This window comes from Kitasatospora sp. NPDC088264, from assembly GCF_040685715.1.
Lineage (GTDB): Bacteria > Actinomycetota > Actinomycetes > Streptomycetales > Streptomycetaceae > Kitasatospora.
Window position 1 is genome coordinate 49,075 of sequence record NZ_JBFBIR010000036.1, and the last position, 17,504, is coordinate 66,578.

13 protein-coding genes are annotated in these 17,504 nt (G+C 72.3%); 7 read left to right on the plus strand and 6 right to left on the minus strand.

The window, feature by feature from the left end; all coding sequences use genetic code 11:
• Window positions 1-168 precede the first annotated feature (168 nt).
• From AB0O82_RS25085 to AB0O82_RS25095, 3 genes are all read right to left on the minus strand, one after another.
• Window positions 169-426 (minus strand): hypothetical protein, encoded by a 258-nt coding sequence (locus tag AB0O82_RS25085; RefSeq protein ID WP_363586197.1) that lies wholly within the window; start codon window positions 424-426, stop codon window positions 169-171.
• Entirely contained in the window at window positions 423-6,641 is a 6,219-nt protein-coding gene (locus tag AB0O82_RS25090) for a DNRLRE domain-containing protein (RefSeq protein ID WP_363586198.1), read from the minus strand. The genes AB0O82_RS25085 and AB0O82_RS25090 overlap by 4 nt, the downstream gene beginning before the upstream one ends.
• 291 nt (window positions 6,642-6,932) lie before the next feature.
• Window positions 6,933-7,463 (minus strand): AAA family ATPase, encoded by a 531-nt coding sequence (locus tag AB0O82_RS25095; RefSeq protein WP_363586199.1) that lies wholly within the window; start codon window positions 7,461-7,463, stop codon window positions 6,933-6,935.
• A gap of 144 nt (window positions 7,464-7,607) precedes the next feature.
• Here AB0O82_RS25095 and AB0O82_RS25100 point away from each other — a divergent pair, with 144 nt between their 5' ends.
• The gene (locus AB0O82_RS25100; protein ID WP_363586200.1) at window positions 7,608-8,045 is read left to right on the plus strand and encodes a VOC family protein; all 438 of its coding nucleotides are present in this window, start codon (window positions 7,608-7,610) and stop codon (window positions 8,043-8,045) included.
• 94 nt (window positions 8,046-8,139) lie between these two features.
• Here AB0O82_RS25100 and AB0O82_RS25105 read toward each other — a convergent pair whose 3' ends face one another.
• On the minus strand, window positions 8,140-9,699 hold the full coding sequence (locus AB0O82_RS25105; protein WP_363586201.1) for an alkaline phosphatase family protein: 1,560 nt from the start codon (window positions 9,697-9,699) through the stop codon (window positions 8,140-8,142).
• Window positions 9,700-9,901: 202 nt separating this feature from the next.
• On the opposite strand from AB0O82_RS25105, the gene AB0O82_RS25110 reads away from it, so the two are divergent.
• Window positions 9,902-10,669 carry a GntR family transcriptional regulator gene (locus AB0O82_RS25110; protein WP_363586202.1) on the plus strand — a complete coding sequence of 256 codons (768 nt, stop codon included), beginning with the start codon at window positions 9,902-9,904 and terminating at the stop codon, window positions 10,667-10,669.
• 71 nt (window positions 10,670-10,740) lie between these two features.
• On the opposite strand, the gene AB0O82_RS25115 is transcribed toward AB0O82_RS25110, so the two are convergent.
• Entirely contained in the window at window positions 10,741-12,246 is a 1,506-nt protein-coding gene (locus tag AB0O82_RS25115; protein WP_363586203.1) for an MFS transporter, read from the minus strand.
• A 98-nt stretch (window positions 12,247-12,344) separates the two neighbouring features.
• On the opposite strand from AB0O82_RS25115, the gene AB0O82_RS25120 reads away from it, so the two are divergent.
• From AB0O82_RS25120 to AB0O82_RS25135, 4 genes are all read left to right on the plus strand, one after another.
• Window positions 12,345-12,869: a MarR family transcriptional regulator gene (locus AB0O82_RS25120; RefSeq protein ID WP_363586204.1), complete on the plus strand. Its 525-nt coding sequence runs from the start codon at window positions 12,345-12,347 to the stop codon at window positions 12,867-12,869.
• Between the two features lie 234 nt (window positions 12,870-13,103).
• On the plus strand, window positions 13,104-13,313 hold the full coding sequence (locus tag AB0O82_RS25125; protein WP_363586205.1) for a ferredoxin: 210 nt from the start codon (window positions 13,104-13,106) through the stop codon (window positions 13,311-13,313).
• Entirely contained in the window at window positions 13,303-14,676 is a 1,374-nt protein-coding gene (locus tag AB0O82_RS25130; protein WP_363586206.1) for an FAD-dependent oxidoreductase, read from the plus strand. Before AB0O82_RS25125 ends, AB0O82_RS25130 begins: the two co-directional genes overlap by 11 nt.
• 31 nt (window positions 14,677-14,707) lie before the next feature.
• Window positions 14,708-15,904 (plus strand): cytochrome P450, encoded by a 1,197-nt coding sequence (locus AB0O82_RS25135; protein WP_363586207.1) that lies wholly within the window; start codon window positions 14,708-14,710, stop codon window positions 15,902-15,904.
• A gap of 180 nt (window positions 15,905-16,084) precedes the next feature.
• Here the strand turns inward: AB0O82_RS25135 and AB0O82_RS25140 are convergent, their stop codons facing one another.
• A complete protein-coding gene (locus AB0O82_RS25140) occupies window positions 16,085-16,588 on the minus strand; it encodes a universal stress protein (protein ID WP_363586208.1) in 504 nt (167 codons plus the stop codon).
• Window positions 16,589-17,005: 417 nt separating this feature from the next.
• On the opposite strand from AB0O82_RS25140, the gene AB0O82_RS25145 reads away from it, so the two are divergent.
• Window positions 17,006-17,500 (plus strand): discoidin domain-containing protein, encoded by a 495-nt coding sequence (locus AB0O82_RS25145; RefSeq protein WP_363586209.1) that lies wholly within the window; start codon window positions 17,006-17,008, stop codon window positions 17,498-17,500.
• Window positions 17,501-17,504 lie beyond the last annotated feature (4 nt).

Below are 17,504 nucleotides of genomic sequence, written 5' to 3' on the forward strand. Positions count from 1 at the left end.
GGCCGAAAGGCCGAGGCCGTTGGCCTCGGCCTTCGCCATCGGCCGCCCCGTCTGCCTCGTGACCATCGGTGTGCCCCGCTGGCACGGAACGAGCACGGAACGAGCACGGAACAGGCCGACCCGCCGGTGGCGCCGGCGGGTCGGCCTGTTGCGGGAGTGTGCGTCGGGCTATCGCCGGCTGGTCCGCGCCCGTCGGCGGCGGGCCACGAGGGTGGCCGCGGCACGCAGGGCCAGGCCGATCACCGGTGCGAGGAGCAGGGTGCACCAGGTGCGGGTGGTGGCGTCGGCGGTGAGGCGGTCGGCGAGCAGGTAGGCGGCGAGGAAGGACGGCGCGAGCCAGGCCCCGTTGGTCGCGGCGAGGCGCAGCGGGCTCACCCGGCGCGCTGCCGGTTCCTCCGCCGACTCCGCCGACTCCGTGGATGTCACACGAACCTCCTGACCACGCCGATCACCTTGTCGACGATCCGCTGGGAGACGCCGCGGTCGAAGACGAAACCCGCGAGGCAGCCGGCGACGGCCCAGACGATGCGCTGCTTCCAGCCGCCGCTCCCGAACAGTACACCGGCGCAGGCGCCGCCGGCGCAGTTGCCGATGTGGAGCGCCCAGGGTGCCAGGAAGGGGATCCAGGCGGCCACGGCCGCGGTGACGGACAGTTGGACGGCACGGGCGACGGCGGCCTTGAGCGCGGCCTTCAGCCAGCCGGGCATCCGGCCGTTGAGGTCGGTGCAGTTGACCGGGTCGGCGTTGCAGTAGTCGTAGGCGTTGGCGCTCGCTCCCTGGACCGGGTCGGGGGAGAGGAAGCGGCCGGCGGCCGGGTTGTAGAGGCGCGCTCCCATGAGGGTGAGGGCGCTCGGGGTCTCGTCGGAGCGCTGCTTGTCGCCGAGCCAGGCGTAGCGGGTGCCGGGCTGGCCGGTGCGCGGCTGGCCGTACTCGTCGTAGTCGAGGACGGTGGGCGCGACGGCGGTGTCCAGCGGCAGCCGCAGGGTGATGTCGCCGTGCAGGTTGGCGAGTTGCAGGACAGTGCCGCCGGTCTTCGCGGTGGTGGCGGCGAGGGTGCCGGCGGGGCCGGTGACGTTGCGGGTCAGGGTGCCCGCGGAGTCCTCGGTGATCCAGCGGGGGCTGTCGGTGTCGGAGCCGTAGTGGTTGGTCCGCAGACCGGTCTGGGCCCAGGCGCCGGCGGTGTTGGTCTCGGTGGTCCAGGCGCGGAAGCGCTGGGCCGAGTCGAGGGTCCAGCTCTGCCGGTTGGTGCCGCTGGTCTGCTGCTGCACCAGGTCGGTGTTGTAGTACGCGACGGTGCTGCCGGGCAGTGCGGTGGTGCGGCCGAACGCGTCGTAGGTGTAGCCGGGGTTCACCAGGCGGTCGGCGGTGTCGTAGGTGCTGGTCTGGCCGGTGCCCCCGGTGGTGGTGCAGGTCTGGCCGCGGGCGGCGTCGGCGGTGGCCAGCGCGGTGCGGTTGGTGTTGCGGTCGAAGGTGTAGGTGCGGGTGGTGCAGACGGCGTCGGTCGAGGTGTCCTGGACCTGGAGGAGCCGGCCGGCCCGGTCGTAGGCGTAGGTCTGGGCCGCGGTGACGCCGGGGGTGCCGGTGTGGGTGGCCCGCTGGCCGTGGATGGTCTCGGTGATGCCGTCGGAGACCAGCACGAGGCCGTCGCTGTCGCGGGTGTAGGTGCGGCCGGTGGTGGTGCCGGCCGGGTCCTTGTCGTCGGTCCGGGTGTAGCCGCCGGGCAGGCCCTGGGTGAGCGGCGTGCCGTCGGCGTCGTAGCGGGCGGTGAGGGTGCCGGCGACGGAGTCCGTCACCGAGGTCGCCAGGCCGCGCGGGTCGACGGCGGTGTCGTAGGTGTAGGTGGTGGTGGAGGGGGAGGTGTCGGTGACCTTGGTGGGGCGGTTGAGGGCGTCGTACTCCGTGGTGGTGACGGCGCCGTCGGCGTCGGTGTAGGAGATCAGGCGACCGAGTTCGTCGTAGCCCTTGGTGATGGTGCCGCCGGTGGCGGAGGTCTGGCGGGTGACGGCGCCGGTGCCCGGGTGGTACGTGGTGGTGGCGGCGGGGGCCGGGGTACCGAGGCCGTCGGTGACGGTGACGGTGGTGGGGCGCCCCGCCGTGTCGGTGTCGGTCACGGTGGTGCGGGTGACGCCGTTGGCCGTCTCGGTGGTGCGGGTGACCTGGCCGAACTGCCCGTACTGGGTTGTCCTGGTGGGCAGTTGTGCCGGGTTGGCGCCGCCGCCGGTGATGGCCGCGGCGGGCCCGGTCTGGCAGACGAGGTCGGCCCACTCGGGGCGGTTGCCACAGGTGCCGGTGCCGCCGGCGGTGTAGTAGGTGGTCCAGCCGGCCGCCGCGTCGGAGCCGGTGGAGGCCGGCTGCTGGGTCGAGACGACCCGGCCCTGGCCGTCGTAGCCGGTGGTGGTGGTCAGGGCGAGGCCGCCGCTGTCCTTGATCTGCGCGGTGGGCACGCCGAGCGCCCAGTTGTACGTGGTCCGGTCCTGGCGGGCGTCGACCAGCAGGTCGGGCCAGGCGCGGAGCCGGGCGCCGGTGGTGGTGAGGGTGATCTGGTTCTTGATCTTGGCGGTGCCGTCGGTCGGCCGGCCCTCGTCGTAGGTCTTCACGGTGTGCTGGCGGGCGGGCAGTTGGGTGCCGGCCTTCGCCAGGACCGTCGCACCGGAGGTGGCGTCGGCGGCGAGGGTGATGCGGTGGAGCGGGTCGTAGACGTCGGTCTCCTGCTGGCCGTCCGCGCTGTAGGCGCTGCTGCTCGACAGGAGCCGGGCGCGCTCGGCGGAGGGCAGGGTGTCGATGCCGAGGTCGGCCAGTTCGGCCTTGGCCGCGGGGGTGGCCCCGAGGGCGAGCTCGCGGTTGCCCGCGGTCAGGCTGCGGACCTGGTGGCCCTGGTTGTCGTACTCGGTGGTGGTGACGTGGTGGCCCGGGGTGGCCTGGTTGACCTGGCGGCCGGAGGCGTTCAGGTAGGTGACGCTCGCCCTGGTGTAGTCGCCGGCGCCGAGGTCGGTGCCGTTGTTGGAGGCGGGGGCCTGGTCCGGCGGGAACACCGCGGTGGCGTCGGTCGGCAGGTCGCTCTGGCCCCACGCGGAGGCGGCGGGCGCGGAGAGGTCCTCCGGTGCCTTCGCGCCGGAGAGCGGGACGCCGTAGACGACGGTGGTGGTGGCGGTGCCGTTCACGGTGCCCGTGGTGCCGGGGGCGAGGGTGTCGTGCCAGGTCTTCGTCAACATGCCCGGGCCCGCGGCCGGGTTGGCGGTGACGGTGCCGTACGCCAGCGAGGTGGCGAGGGTGCCGCTGAGCTGGACGGAGGAGAGCAGGCCGTCGTCGGCGCCCTGGGTGTAGTAGGCGTACTGGTTCTGGCTGCTCTGGCCGAGCCGCGGGTCCCAGGTCTGGCGCAGCCGCCCGGCCGAGTCGTAGCGGTAGACGGCGACGTCGGTGGCGGTGGCCGCGGCGGCCCCGGGCGCGGTGCTCCAGAGCCTGATCGCGCTGACCTGCCCGGCGACGTCACCGAACTCGGTGCCGGTGGTGACGCCGGTGGCGGTGGTCGCGGTGGCGTAGACGAACTGCAGGACGCGGCAGCCCTTGGCGGCGACGTTCGCCGCGCACACCGCCGGGGTGGCCGCGGAGGTCGGCGCGATGACGAGCTTCGGCCGGGCCAGCGTCTTGCCGCCGACCACGGTCGTCTCCGACACCACGCTGGTGGTGGTGTTGGCCAGCCCGCCCTGGAGCGTGGAGGTCACCGTCCAGGTGGCGGCGGCCGGATCGGCCTTGGCGAAGGTGGTGACGGTGCCCTCGGTGCCGGAGAGCGTGAAGTCGGCGCCGAAGGAGCCGCTCAGGGTGAGGTCCTCGCTGCCCGGTTCGGGCGCCCAGCCGTTGCCGGCCGCGTTCGAGGTGAAGGAGACGGCGGAGCCGTCGGCGGCCATCACGCTGAGCGAGGTGCCGGAGGTCCTGCGGATCTCCGTGTACTCCGAGGCGGACAGGCTCGACGACACGCTGGACACCCAGTTGGGGCCGAAGACCGCGGCCTGGCCGTCCTGGCCGGCGGCGGCCCGCGGGTCACGCGAGGAGTGCGTGCGGCCGACCGTCATGCCGAACAGCGACACGTCGGTGGCCGGGACCCTGAGGTCGCCGGTGAGCAGGTTCAGCGCACCCGGGCCGACGTTCTCCGTCGCCGCGCCGTCGGCCTTGCGGTCGACGACGACCCGCACCGGCTCGGAGGAGACGGCCGCGGCGCCGGGCCCGGTGAAGTCCGCGCGGAGCTGGACGGTGCCGTCCGGGGTCACCGTGGAGGTGGCGTTCCAGGTGAGCGCCGGGCTCTTGCCCGCGGCGAGGGGCACGGGCCAGGCCGCCAGTGCGGCACCGCCGTTGGTGATGTCGCCGGCGGGGATCCGCGTCCAGGCGTCGGCGTCGGAGCGCCGCCAGGAGAAGGCCACCTGGTCGTACCGGGCGGCGTCGGCCTCGGCGGTGAGCGGCAGGCGCGCCGCAGTGCGGGTGCCGTCGTTCGGCGAGGTGACACCGCCCGCGCCGACCTGGAAGGTGTGGGTACGGGCCTCGGACTTGTTCTCCGCCCGGTCCACCGCCCGCACCTGAAGGGTGTTGGTGCCGGCCTTGGCCGGGGTCACGGTGAAGGTCACCGGCGCGGTGGAGCCGTTCGTCGCGACCTTGGTCCAGGTCGCGCCGTCGAGCGTCCACTCCAGGGCGTTCTGGTCACCGGCCGGCGGGGTCGCGGTGAAGGAACCGGCCTGGCCGGGGCCCTTGACCCACTGGCCCGACGGGTAGTCGGAGGAGGAGAGCGCGGCGGGCGCCGAGGGGGCGGAGGTGTCGACCGTGAAGGTGGCCCACGCCGACCAGTTGTTGTTGTAGTGCAGCCCGTCGTACGGGGAGGTGCGGAACTTGTACGTCCTGCCGTTGGCCAGCACACCGGCCGGGACCTTGACGGAGGCCGGGGCCCCGCTCGGCACGTACGGGGAGACCAGGACGTTGCCCACCTGGGTGTCGGTGGCGGCGTCGAAGATCTGGAAGGTGCCGTCGACCTTGTCGTTGTTCGGGTCGACGAAGGTGTCGCGCAGCGTCGGGGTGGTGGAGTTGACCCACCAGGTGCCGGCGGCGTCCTTGTAGAACGGGGAGCCGGCCTGCTGGTCCGTCCCGGTCCGGGGGCGGTAGTTGTACGTCACCGTCAGCTTCGGGACGTTGGTCGCGGCGTTGGCGGAGTTCACCTCCTTCCAGTACTTGGTGTTGGTCTCGTCCGGGGCGCGCAGCCCCATGCCCGAGGTGGTGTTCTTCGCCGACGTCCAGGTCTGCACCAGGTTGGTGACGTCCGCGGTGATCCAGCCGTCGCCGCCGCAGGCGTCCCGGCCCTTGGTCTCGGTGCCGGTGGCCTTCTTGGCGTTCCAGGAGGGCTGCGCCGTCCAGCGTGAGGCGGTCGAGGCGAGGCCGGTGTCCCAGATGTCCCACGCGTAGGGCTGGCAGTCGCTGTTGCCGGAGTGGAAGTTGTACAGCGACAGGCTGGCGTTGGTGATCAGCGCGTCCGCGATCGGCGCGGTGTTCCAGTTGATGAACGACCGGGCCTGGCGGGAGGAGCCGTCCGCGTTCTTGGTGCCGGAGTTGCCCCAGTAGATCTCGGTGTCGGCCGACCAGTCGACCGTCTCGCCCTGCTGCACCCGGGTGTCGAAGACGTTGCCGAGGGCCGTGGTGGAGGGGTCGACCGTCACCGGGTACTGCGTCCTCGGGTCCGCGAGGAACGCGGCGTCCGGCGTGAACACCAGGTCGATGCCGTCGCCGCGCTGAACGACCTTCAGACCGACCTTCGCCTGCCGGGCGTGCTCGCCGGAGCCCTCGGCGACGGCCGTCGCGTCCCACATCACCGGCGCCGGGAGCACGGCCCGCCGCTCGCCGGTGCGCTTGTCGGTGAACAGCACGCCGCCGTCCGGCTGGACCTCGGCCTTCAGGCCGTCGGCCTTCAGCGGCATCGTGTACGAGAACCCGGCGGCGCTCGGGCGCTGCTTGAGCACCGTGTACTGCTCGAAGCCGGTCCGGGTGGCCTCCACGACCAGGTCGGCCGCGCCGTCCGCGATCGCGTCCCGGTAGGTGGCCTTCGTGCCGTCCAGGGCGGGCTTGGGCAGGCCGCCGCGCCACTGGAGCTCGACCTGCTGGTCGCCCTGTCCGAGGGTCACCAGGGTGCGGGCGTCGTCCGCGGCCGCCGCCTGCGCGTGGAGCAGCGACTTCGCCCGGGTGCCGCCGGCACCGGCGAGCCGCAGCGCGTTCGGGTGGGCCTTCGGCGCCACCGACCCGTCCGCGCCCGCCTGGAGGCCGAGGTCGACGTCCACCCACTGGCCGTCGCGCTGGAAGCGGACCGGGCCCGCGAACAGCTCGGTGGTGAGCGAACCGTCCTTGTTCACCCACGTCGTCGACGTCTCCGTACGCTCGGAGAGCGCCTCCACCCGCTGCCCGGACAGCCGGGCGGCGACCCTCGCCGACGGCACGTCGGCGGCGGACGTGGCCCACTGCCCGGCTCCCCTGCCCGCCTTCGCCGCCGCGCTCGGTGACGCGGCGAGGGCCGTCTCGGACCCGGCCAGCAGCGACACCGCCACGGCGAGGGCCAGCGACCCGCTCACCGCCCGCATGCCAACGGGCCTGCCGGGTCTGCGTCGTGTGGTCATCCGTCTGTTCATATCGACTCCTTGAGACACCGTCGCTCGACGGCGCTCTCGGAGCATAGGAGTGGGCGGCAAGATCAAAGATGGGGTCAAATGACGCCAAAGGATCATCAAATAATGATCTTGTTTCGACAAGATTCACGTGATCGTGATCATGGCGTAGGCAACCGCGCCCGCGCCCCGCGCGTTACGTCAGCGGCGCCGACCACTTACCGGCCGCCACCGCCGGTAGGGCGGGGCCGTTCCGTACCCCCGGCCTCCTGCGGGGGACGGGCTCAGCTGTCGTAGCGCCGCTCACCGGTGGCGAAATGGCGGGGTGAGACGGGTGTCGGCGAGGATCCGCTCGACGGTCTCGTCGAGGGTGCTGTGCTGCGGAACGACGCGTTCGAGGCCGCCGGGCAGGAGGTCGTGGGGCTGGTACCAGTCGGCCATGTCCTCGGGGGAGAACTCGGCGGCCTGGGGGCGGGTGGCGTGGCGGCGCACGGTCTCGTCGAAGTCGGCGTCGAGGTAGTACAGGTGGCTGCGGCCGCGGTGGTCGGCGGCGAGCCGGGCGAGCATCGGGCCGTAGCGCTCGGCGGCGAGGATGCCCTCGACGACGGTGTGGAAGCCGTGGTCGAGGGCGTGCCGGGCGACCAGGTCGATGAGGCCGATGTTCGCCCCGCCCGGGAGGTCGCGTTCGCGCAGGACGGTGCGCCGGAGCACGTCCTGGGCGACGACGGCCACGCCCCGTCCGTACGCGGCGCGCAGCCGCGCGGCGACGCTCGACTTGCCCGCCCCGCTCGGACCGCGCACCACCACCAGCACGGTGTCCTGAGTTCCCGTCACGCCGGTACCGTACCGGCCGCCGGGAGGCACCTGCCCGGCACGCGCCGAGGGCCCTGACGACGCCGGCCGCCACCGGACGGCTCACCGGCCGCGAGTGTCAGAGGTGCGCGGTACCGTCGCGGCATCCGACCGGAGGAGGACCGCATGGCGACCAGGTGGAGCTTGACGATCGACTGCGCGCACCCGGCGAAGCTGGCTGAGTTCTGGGCACTGGCGCTGGGCTATGCGGAGAAGCCCGCACCTGTGGGATTCGGGAGTTGGGAGGAATGGCTCTCCCACTACGGGATCCCGGAGGACGAGTGGGATGACGGCGCGTACCTCTGTGATCCCGAGGGGGTGGGCCCCACCATGTCCTTCCTGAAGGTGCCGGAGCCGAAGGCGGTGAAGAACCGGGTGCACGTGGACGTCCAGGTCGGTGGCGGCCGTGAGACACCGTGGGAGGTGCGATGGCCGCGCGTGGTCGAGGCGGTGGAGCGGTTGACCGCTGCGGGCGCGACCGTGGTCAGCGAGGAGGAGTTGGACGGCAGGCCCGATCATGTGGTGATGGCCGACCCGGAAGGAAACGAGTTCTGCCTGGTCTGACAGTCGAACTCCGCTCCGGGAGGCCGCCGTACCGCATGGTGGGCGTCGCCTCCCGCCGCCCCGGGGGCCGGGGCGGCGGGGGCCGGTGGTGGTGTCAGGAGCCGAAGGAGACCTGGTCGACCGTCCAGAAGGCGCTGTTGGTGCCCGTGTAGCGGAACTGCAGGCGCGCGGTGGTGGCGCCGGCCGGCACGGTGACGGGCAGGTGCTCGACGGTGTTCAGGTCGGCGCGGTAGGACTTCACCAGCTGCGGGGCGCCGTCGTCGAAGACCACGTACACGTCGCCGGTCTGCGGGCCGTCGACCTTGTAGTTCGTCGCGAAGGACAGCGTGGCCCGGCTGAGGCCGGCGACCGGGTAGGCCGGGCTGACCAGGGTGGAGTCGAACTGGCCGGCGCCGTGCGCCTTGTCGTCCCACTCGTCGGAGTCGGCGACCGCGAAGACGTTGCGGGCCCGTACGTTGGTCTCCCGGCCCTGTCCGAGCTGGGTGGCGCTCCAGAACTCGTCGGTGGCGAAGGCCCAGCCGCGCCACTCCGTCACCCCGCCGCTGGGCATCCGGGAGTTGTCGATGCTCCAGCCGCTGGGCGGCGTGTGCGTCCAGCCCCGGACCGCGGCCGGGATGCCCGTCTCGTCCGCCCGGCCCTGTAGGGCGGGGCGCAGCGCGTCGAAGGCGTCCGGGGCGATCTCGTCGATCGGCTGCCCGTCCAGGCGCCAGGCGGGGTCGATCGCCGCGCCCTCGTGCTTGAGGACGGTGGGCGCGATGTCCACGGGCTTGACGTCGTAGCGCCGGGAGCCGGCCGGGTAGCCGGCGCCGTCGGCGATCACGAAGGTCTGCCGCTCGTTGGCGCTGTTGCCGCCGTGCCCGCCGGCGTCGGTGTGTCCGTGGTCGGTGGTGACGACGATCAGCCAGTCCTCCGAGCCGTACGTGGGGCGGGACTTGACGGACTGCACGACCTGGCCGACGAGCGCGTCGACGGTGTGGATGGCGGCCGCGTACTGGGCGCTGGCGCCGCCGGAGGCGTGCCCGGCCTCGTCGATCCCGTCGAAGTGCAGGAAGGCGGCGTCCGGGTTGCCGTGGGCGAGGTAGTCGGCGGCGTCGGAGGCGGTCTTGGCGTCGTTCTCGTTCTCGGCGATCCGCAGGTCCGCCTTGCCGTTGAAGACGTTGCCGGTGATCGGGTTCCACGAGCCGATCACCAGCGTGGAGGCGGCCGGGTCGGCGGCCTCCAGGCGGCTGGCGAAGTCCGGGTACTGGTCGAACCGGGCGCCGGTGAACGCGTTGTCCTTGACCTGGTGCTTGTCGGGCCACACGCCGGTGGCGATGGTCGACCAGCCCGGCCCGGACAGGGTCGGCGCCAGCGGGTTGGCGTACAGGTTGCTGGTGGCGGTCATGCCGCCGGCCATCAGCGCCTTGAGGTTGGGCGCGTCGGCGGCCGCCAGCTTGTCGTAGCGGGTGCCGTCGACGCCGATGACCAGGGTCTTGGCCTGCTTGGTGCCGTCCGGCAGGCCCTTGTAGGCGGGGGCGGCTGCGACGGCGGAAGCGGCGGGGGCGGCTGCGACGGCGGAAGCGGCGGGGGCGGCGCCGGCGGGCGCCGACGGCAGCAGCACGGCGGCTACGGCGGTGGCCGCGGTGACGGTCCGGATGGAGCGGGGGATGCGCACGAGGGCTCCCAACTAGGGGGCGACGCGGTGCGGTTGCACCGGCACCGAGGATGGGGCGCCCGTGCGAGGAGGAGCCCTCCCCGGATCCACGGTTGTATGAACAACCGCCGAAATTCAGTCCAGACCGGTTACCATTCCGTGACCTCGGGGGCGCCGAACCGCCACTCGATGGCGCCGGACCACCGCTCGATAAGGTGACGCGGTGAACCACGGCACCCCCCGGCCCCCCGTCGCCCCCGCCCGCTCCGGCGTCCCCGACCACGGCCGGGTGCCCAAGTACTACCTGGTCAAGGCCCAACTCGAAGACCTCATCGCCGAATTGGGTCCCGGCGGGCGCCTGCCCACCGAAGCCGACCTCGCCGAACGCCACCACGTCGCCCGCGCCACCGTCCGGCAGGCCCTGCGCGACCTCCTCCTCGAAGGCCGCCTGCGCCGCCAGGGCCGCGGCACCGTCGTCGCCGGCCCCAAGATCGAACAGCCGCTCTCCCTCGCCAGCTACACCGAAGGCGTCACCCGCCAGGGCCTGCGCCCCGGCCGCACCCTCATCACCCTCGACCGCCTCCCCGCCGACCCGCCCATGGCCCAGCGCCTCGCCGTCCCCGAAGGTGAACCGCTCTGGCACCTGGAACGTGTCCTGCGCGCCGACGAGGAACGCGTCGGCCTGGAGTCCACCTACGTCCCTGTTGCCCGAGTCCCGCGCCTGGAGCGGGAGTTCGACCCCGAAGGCTCGTTCTACGGGTACCTGCGCGAGTGCGGCGTGCGGCTCGGCGGCGCCGACGAACGCATCGAGACGGTCCTCGCCACCCCCCGCGAAGCCCTGCTCATCGGCACCCCGCCCGCCCTGCCCATGCTGCTGCTCCACCGCCGCAGCCGCGACGCCGAGGGCCACCCCCTCGAACAGGTCCGCACCCTCTACCGCGGCGACCGCTTCAGCTTCACCCTCGCGCTGCACGCCCCCGACAGGGACTGAAGCCGGTCCTGCGTTCCTCGCGACAGGTACGCGTATCGGCGCCGTAGCGCCCGGGCGGGGCGGGCCGGGGGTCACGCGGCGGCTTGTGGGGTGTCGGCAGGAGTGTCGGTGGTGATGCCGTGGTGTTCTTCCTCGGGGCGCCCCTGCTCGGGCAGCAGGAAGGTGATGGCGAGGAATGCGGCCAGCAGGCAGGCCTGGATGGTCAGGGCGTGGTGGAAGCCGGCGGTGAAGTCGCCGGTCCCGGCCTGGGCGAAGAAGACGGAGCCGAAGACGGCGACGCCGACGGAGCCGCCGATGGACTGGACGGCGGACAGGAACCCGGAGGCGGAGCCGATCTCGGCGTCGTCCACGGCGGCGAGGACGAAGCTGAACAGGGCGGCGATGACCATGCCCGCGCCGATGCCGGAGACGGCGATGCCGGGGGCGATGTCCCGGATCGAGAACGAGGCCGGTGTGAGGCCGTCGAGTTCGAACCAGAGGAGGGTCGCGCCGGCGAGTTGGACGAGCGGGCCGATCTGGAGGACCTTGCGGCCGATCCTGTCGGCGAGGAAGGCGCCGCTGACCGCGCCACCGATGGCCGTGCCCACGGCGAGCGGCAGGTTGCCCAATCCCGCGTCGCCGGCGGTGAAGTGCCGGCCGATCTGGAGGTAGAGGGTCAGGACGAGTTGGGTGCCGACGAGCCCGGCGAAGAACAGGGCGATGCCGCCGAGTCCGATGGTGAAGGCGGGCTTGCGCAGCAGGGCGGGGATGATCAGCGGCTCGCGGCCCGCCGCGACGGTGCGGCGCTGGTGCAGCGCGAACAGGGCGAACCCGGCGGCGGAGGCGGCCATGCACAGCCACGTCCACAGCGGCCAGCCGTCCTCCTGCCCCTGGTTCAGCGGCAGGACGAGGAGCGCGCAGGACACGGCGACCAGCGCCGCGCCGGCTTTGTCGACGTCCACGGTGCGATCCCCCGGCTTCTTCGGGACGTACTTCGCGGCGACGGCGAGGGCCGCGAGGCCGATGGGGAGGTTGACGAGGAACACCGAGCGCCAGCCCAGGCCGAAGAAGTCGCCCTCGATGAGGAATCCTCCGAGGACCGGGCCGATGATGCCGCCGAGGCCGAGGACGGGGCCGAAGATCCCGAAGACCTTGGTGAGCTCGGGGCCGGGGAAGTTCTCCCGCAGCAGGCCCAGGCCCTGGGGCAGGAGCATCGCCCCGGCGGCGCCCTGGAGCAGCCGGAAGGCGATCAGCGACCCGGTGTCCGGCGCCAGCGCGCACAGCAGCGATGCGGTGGTGAAGGCGGCCAGACCGATCAGGAACATCCGGCGCCGGCCGTACCGGTCGCCGAGCCGGCCGCCGAGCACGAGCCCGGCTCCCAGGGTGAGGGCGTAGCCCCCGATCACCCACTGCAGGCCGACGGAGCCGGCGCCGAGGGACTGCTCCAGATCCGGACCGGCGACGTTGACGATCGAGGCGTCCAGGAGATCCATGATCTCCGCGACGAGCATCACCACCAGGATCAGCCATCGCCGGCGGTAGGGCCCCGCGGTCTCGTCGGTGATGGGGGAAGAGCCGCGCACGCCAGATACCTCCATGGTGAAGTAGTTTTACGATAAAGGTAAATTGGTGGCGGTAGGTTGTCAAAGCAGGCCGCCGACGCGGACCGCACAGCAGCACGGAAAGGCGCGAGGCCATGGAGGAAGCGATGCTCGACGGCGTGGCGGCGCAGCGTGAGCGGTTGATGGAGTCGCTGAGGACCTACGGCGGCCACTACGCCGAGCTCAGCCGGCGCTTCGCCGCCTGGCTGGGCCTGCACTCCACCGACGCGACCGCGGTCCTGGAGATCGCCGCCGCCGAGGAGCGCGACACCCCCCTGTCGCCGGCGCGCCTCAGCGAGCGCATCCCCCTGTCCACGGGCGCCACCACTGCGCTCCTGAACCGCCTCGAAGCCGCAGGGCACATCACCCGCGTCCGCGAGCACCCCGACCGGCGCATCATCACCCTGCGCAGCGGCCGCCACATCCAGGAACGGGCGGACGAGTTCTTCGGCCCCCTCGCCCGACGCCTCGACACCGCGATGTCGCACTACCCGCCGCAGCTCCTGGAACAGTTCGAATCGTTCATGGCCGACCTGAACTCCACCATGGACACCCACCTCGCCGAGCCGAGCACGACCACGCCCCGCTCTCCCGAAACCCCGGATCACCGCACTCCCTAGGCGGCGCGCCGCGCCCAGGCCGCCCGCCGCGCCCGGGCCGCCCGCCGCTCGATCGCGGTGCCGCACGCCCGCTGGTCGGAGCGATGCCGGTGGACAGCTCGACGCGGGCTCCGCACCTGCGGCATCCCCGAGCGGTTGCCGCGCCCGCGTCCGGTTCTCGGCCCGTGCTGCGCGCGTCCGGTTCTCGTCCCATGCTGGAAGAGAGGGGGTACGGCGGCAGAGGAAGTGGTGGGGATGCAGACCGTTGTGGACCTCACGCGTTGCCAGGGCTACGCACAGTGCGTGTTCCTCGCGCCGAAAGTGTTCCAGCTGCACGGCGAGGAGGGACTGCTGTACGCCCCGGCTGTCCCCGACGACCAGGTCGAGCGCGTGCGCCAGGCCGCGGCGGCGTGCCCGGTCCAGGCCATCCTCCTCGGTGAGGAGGTGAGCGCTGATGGCCGGTGACCAGAGCGAGGGCCGGATCGTTGTCGTCGGCGCGTCGCTGGCCGGGTTGCGGGCCGCGGAGGCGCTGCGGGAGGAGGGCTTCACCGGCTCACTGACCGTGGTCGGCGACGAGCCTCATCCGCCCTACGACCGGCCGCCGCTGTCCAAGCAGGTGCTGCTGGGCCACGCTGCGGCGGACTCCACCGGGCTGCCGATGCGCCGGGATCCGGACGCCGAGTGGCGGTTGGGCGTACGCGCCACCGGCCTGGACCCCCTGGGGAAGCGGGTGATGCTGGCCGATGGCGAGTCGCTGCCGTACGACCGGTTGCTGATCGCCACCGGGACCCGGGCGCGTCCCTGGCCCGATCCGCAGGAGGCCGCCCTGGACGGGGTGTTCACCCTGCGTACCCGCGAGGACGCCGGCGGTTTGGCCGAGCGGTTGGCTGCCGGGCCACGGCGGGTGCTGGTGATCGGCGGCGGCTTCACCGGTTCGGAGATCGCCTCGGCCTGCCGGGAACGCGGACTGGACGTCACCGTCGCCGAACGCGGTCCCGCACCTCTGGTGGGCGCGCTCGGCGGCACCCTGGCGAAACTCGCGGCCGCCATGCAGCGCAACCACGGTGTGGACCTGCGCACCGGCGTGACGGTCACCGCCCTGCGCGGGGACGACGGCGGGCGCTTCACCGGCGCGGAGCTGTCCGACGGCAGCCGCGTCGAGGCGGACGTGTGCGTCGTCGCGCTGGGGGCGGTCCGCAACGTCGAGTGGTTGGCGGATTCCGGACTGGCGGCGGGCCCGCGCGGAATCGCCTGCGACGCCGGGTGCCGCGCCTTCAACATGTACGGAATCGTCACTGACGACGTCTTCGTCGCCGGCGACGTCTCCCGCTTCCCCCACCCGCTGTTCGGTTACCAGATGCTCTCCCTCGAACACTGGGGGAACGCGGTCGAACAGGCCGGGGTGGCGGCCCACAACATGGTCAGTCCAGGGCCCCTGCGGCGCCCGCACCTCGCCCTGCCGACGTTCTGGTCGACCCAGTTCGGGCTCAACATCAAGTCGGTGGGCGTGCCCACCTTCTCCGACCACGTGGTCATCGCCCAGGGTTCTCTGGAGGCGCGCCGTCTGGCGATGGTCTACGGCTACCAGGGGCGGGTCACCGCGGCGGTCACCGTCGACATGGCCAAGTCGCTCGACTACTACCGGCACCTGATCGAGACGGCTGCGCCGTTCCCGCCCCCGCCCGGCGCGGCGGACCGCGCGCTCGCGGCGGACATCCCGATTCCGTCCGACGTGCCGGATCCGAAGGGGCTGTCCCACGGCCCCACCGTGGCGCTCACCGGATACCTGCCCGACCGTCGACTGACCGTGGTGCAGCCCCGCGGCTGACCCACGTCCCGCCCAACGACGAGGAGCCACCATGGACTCCGACACCTTGCTGGCACGGATCACCGACTACGCGAACCGCCCCAACCCCTACCCGCTGTACGCGGAACTCCGCGAGGCCGGTCCCGTCGTGCGGCAGGCAGACGGCAGCTACCTGATCGGCACCTACCACGAGGTCGCCGCCCTGCTCCACGATCCACGGATGAGCGTCGATCCCCGCACCTGTGGCGAGACGACGCACAAGCCGCCGTTCCTGCGGCTCGACGACCCGGAGCACCACAGACTGCGCACCTTGGCCATGCGGCCGTTCGGCCCCCCGCACAGCCCGTGCCGGGTCGATGCCATGCGCGGCGAGATCGTCCGGCTCACCGGGGAACTGATGGAGCCGTTCCAGGCGGGCGGCCGGATCGACATCGTCGACGACCTCGCCTACCCGCTGCCCGTCACGGTGATCTGCCGCCTGCTCGGCGTGCCGCGCGAGGACGAGCCGCTCTTCAGGGCGTGGTCCGACGCGATCGTCGCGTCCGCCGACGTCCGGCCCGAAGAGGACTCCTCCGAGCGGGACGAGGCGGGCGACCAGGCGGGCGAACAGGCGCGGGGCGAGATGGGCCGGTACCTGGCGGGCCTCGCCGAGAAGCGCCGTGGCAATCCGAGCGACGACATGCTCTCCGCCTTCGTCAACGAACCGGACCCGGCCCTGCGGCTCACCCAGGAGGAACTCGCGGAAACCGCCGTGCTGCTGCTCATCGCCGGACACGAGACCACGGTGAACCTGATCGCCAACGGGGTGCTCACCCTGCTGCGTCAGCCCGAGCAGCTGGACCAGCTGCGTCGCGAACCGGAACTGCTGCCGCGAGCGGTGGAGGAACTGCTGCGCTACGAACCCCCGGTCCACATGCGCGAGCGCATCCCCCTCGCCGACATCGACGTCGGCGGCACCACCGTCCCCCAAGGCGCCACCGTCGTGCTCGCGCTGGCCTCGGGCAACCGCGACCCCAAGCGGTTCCACGCGCCGGACCGGTTCGACCCCACCCGCCCGGACAACCAACACCTCGGCTTCGGCAGCGGTATTCACCTGTGCTACGGCGCACCACTCGCCCGCATCGAAGCCGAGGCCGCGCTCGGTGCGCTGATCCCCCGCCTCGGCCCGGCACGCCTGGTCCAGGACCCGCCCCCCTACCGGCAGAACGCCATGCTCCGCGGACCCCGCCACCTGCCCGTCCACCTCTGAAGCCAGCGGGCCTGGAGCCGGCGGGCCGGGTGTGGAGGATGCCGTTGGTCAGGACCCCTCAACCTGGACAACCTCGTCCAGATCGCCGCCGACCGCGGAGCGACGGTGCGCCTGCTCGGCGACTACCGCCAGCCTGCCGTCCTCACCTGACCCGGCTCAGAGGGCGGCTGAAGTCGACGGTCACGAACGTGCGGTGCCGTGCTCCGAACGTGCGGTGCCGTGCTCCGCCGGCACGACGACCACGGGAAGGCCGGCGTGATGGACGACCTCGGTGCTCGTCGACCCGAGGGTGAGTCGGCCCCAGGCACCCGACCCTCGGGAGCCGACCACGAGCAGGCTGGCGTCCTTGCTCGCCTCGAGGAGGACCTGCGCAGGGCGGCCGCGTTCGCAGACGATCTCCACCTCCACGGATGGCCCACCGAGCTGTTGCTGCAGTTCCTCGACCGAGTCCGCCACGGCCTGCGTGACGAGATCGCGCTGCTGGGGGATCGGACCGGAGTCGACCGTCCGTTCGAAGCCGGAGTGCTGGGTCGGGGTGTACTCGTACGCGCAGACGGCCCGCAGGCCTGTACCGCGCAGCTGGGCCTCGCGCAGGGCGAAGGTCACAGCGTGCCGGGCTGGGGTCGAGCCGTCCGTGCCGACCACGATCGGGCCGGCCGGGTGGGGGACAGGAGGATCGGTCACGGGGGACCTCCAAGGAGTCGGCGGGCTCGCAGACGCGTGGGGCCCTCTCCACGTGCCCGGTGGCGGGGCCTGCGCGAGCCGCCTCTCAAGCCTGCTCCTGTCCGCCGGTGGGCACCAGTGCACGGGTGAGCTGTACGCGGTCGGGTCCCATGGCCGCCCCGCCGCGGTGCGCGAGGAACGCCACGGTGGTCACGGCGATCTCCGGCAGGGGCCGTGGTCGCTGACCAGTCACGGCAAGGGCCGCAACCCACAACGGCGGCGGTCCTTTCAGCCACCCGCTGTTACCGGCGGAGAGTACCTACTTCTCGGTCATGTTCGTCCACGAGGACTGCTGGCTGTCGGACGACGAACTGCGCCGCGACCACCAACCTGGGCTTCACCACCGACCCGGACGGCACCCGACGCCTCCCGTCCGATATGACCGACGGGAACCTGGACACGTACTACTGGAGCGCACGCACCCCCGAGTTCAACGACTGGATCCAGATCGACCTCGGCAGCCAACGCGACATCACCAAGATCGACATCTATCTCGGCAAACCCGACGGCAGCTTCACCCTGCCCGACTGCAACCTGGAATCGTCAACAGACGGCACCAACTGGACCCATTACGCACCCGTCGTGGCATATCAATCGGAGTATCGCGGCACCACAGCCCGAACCACCCGCTACATGAGCCTGAGAATTCTGATCTCACGCAGCACCCGAATCGCCATCCGCTCCTTCCAGATCACCACCAAATCCCGCGGCGCCACCATCACCCCCGACGGCGCCACCTTCCACACGGGCAAGGTAGAAATCGTTGGAGACCTCGTCGTCACCGGCAACGTCACCGTGCTGGACGGCGGGAAGCTCAAGGTGAACGACGTCACCAGTCAGGTGGTCACAAACGTCATGCTCGGTCTCCGTTGACGCC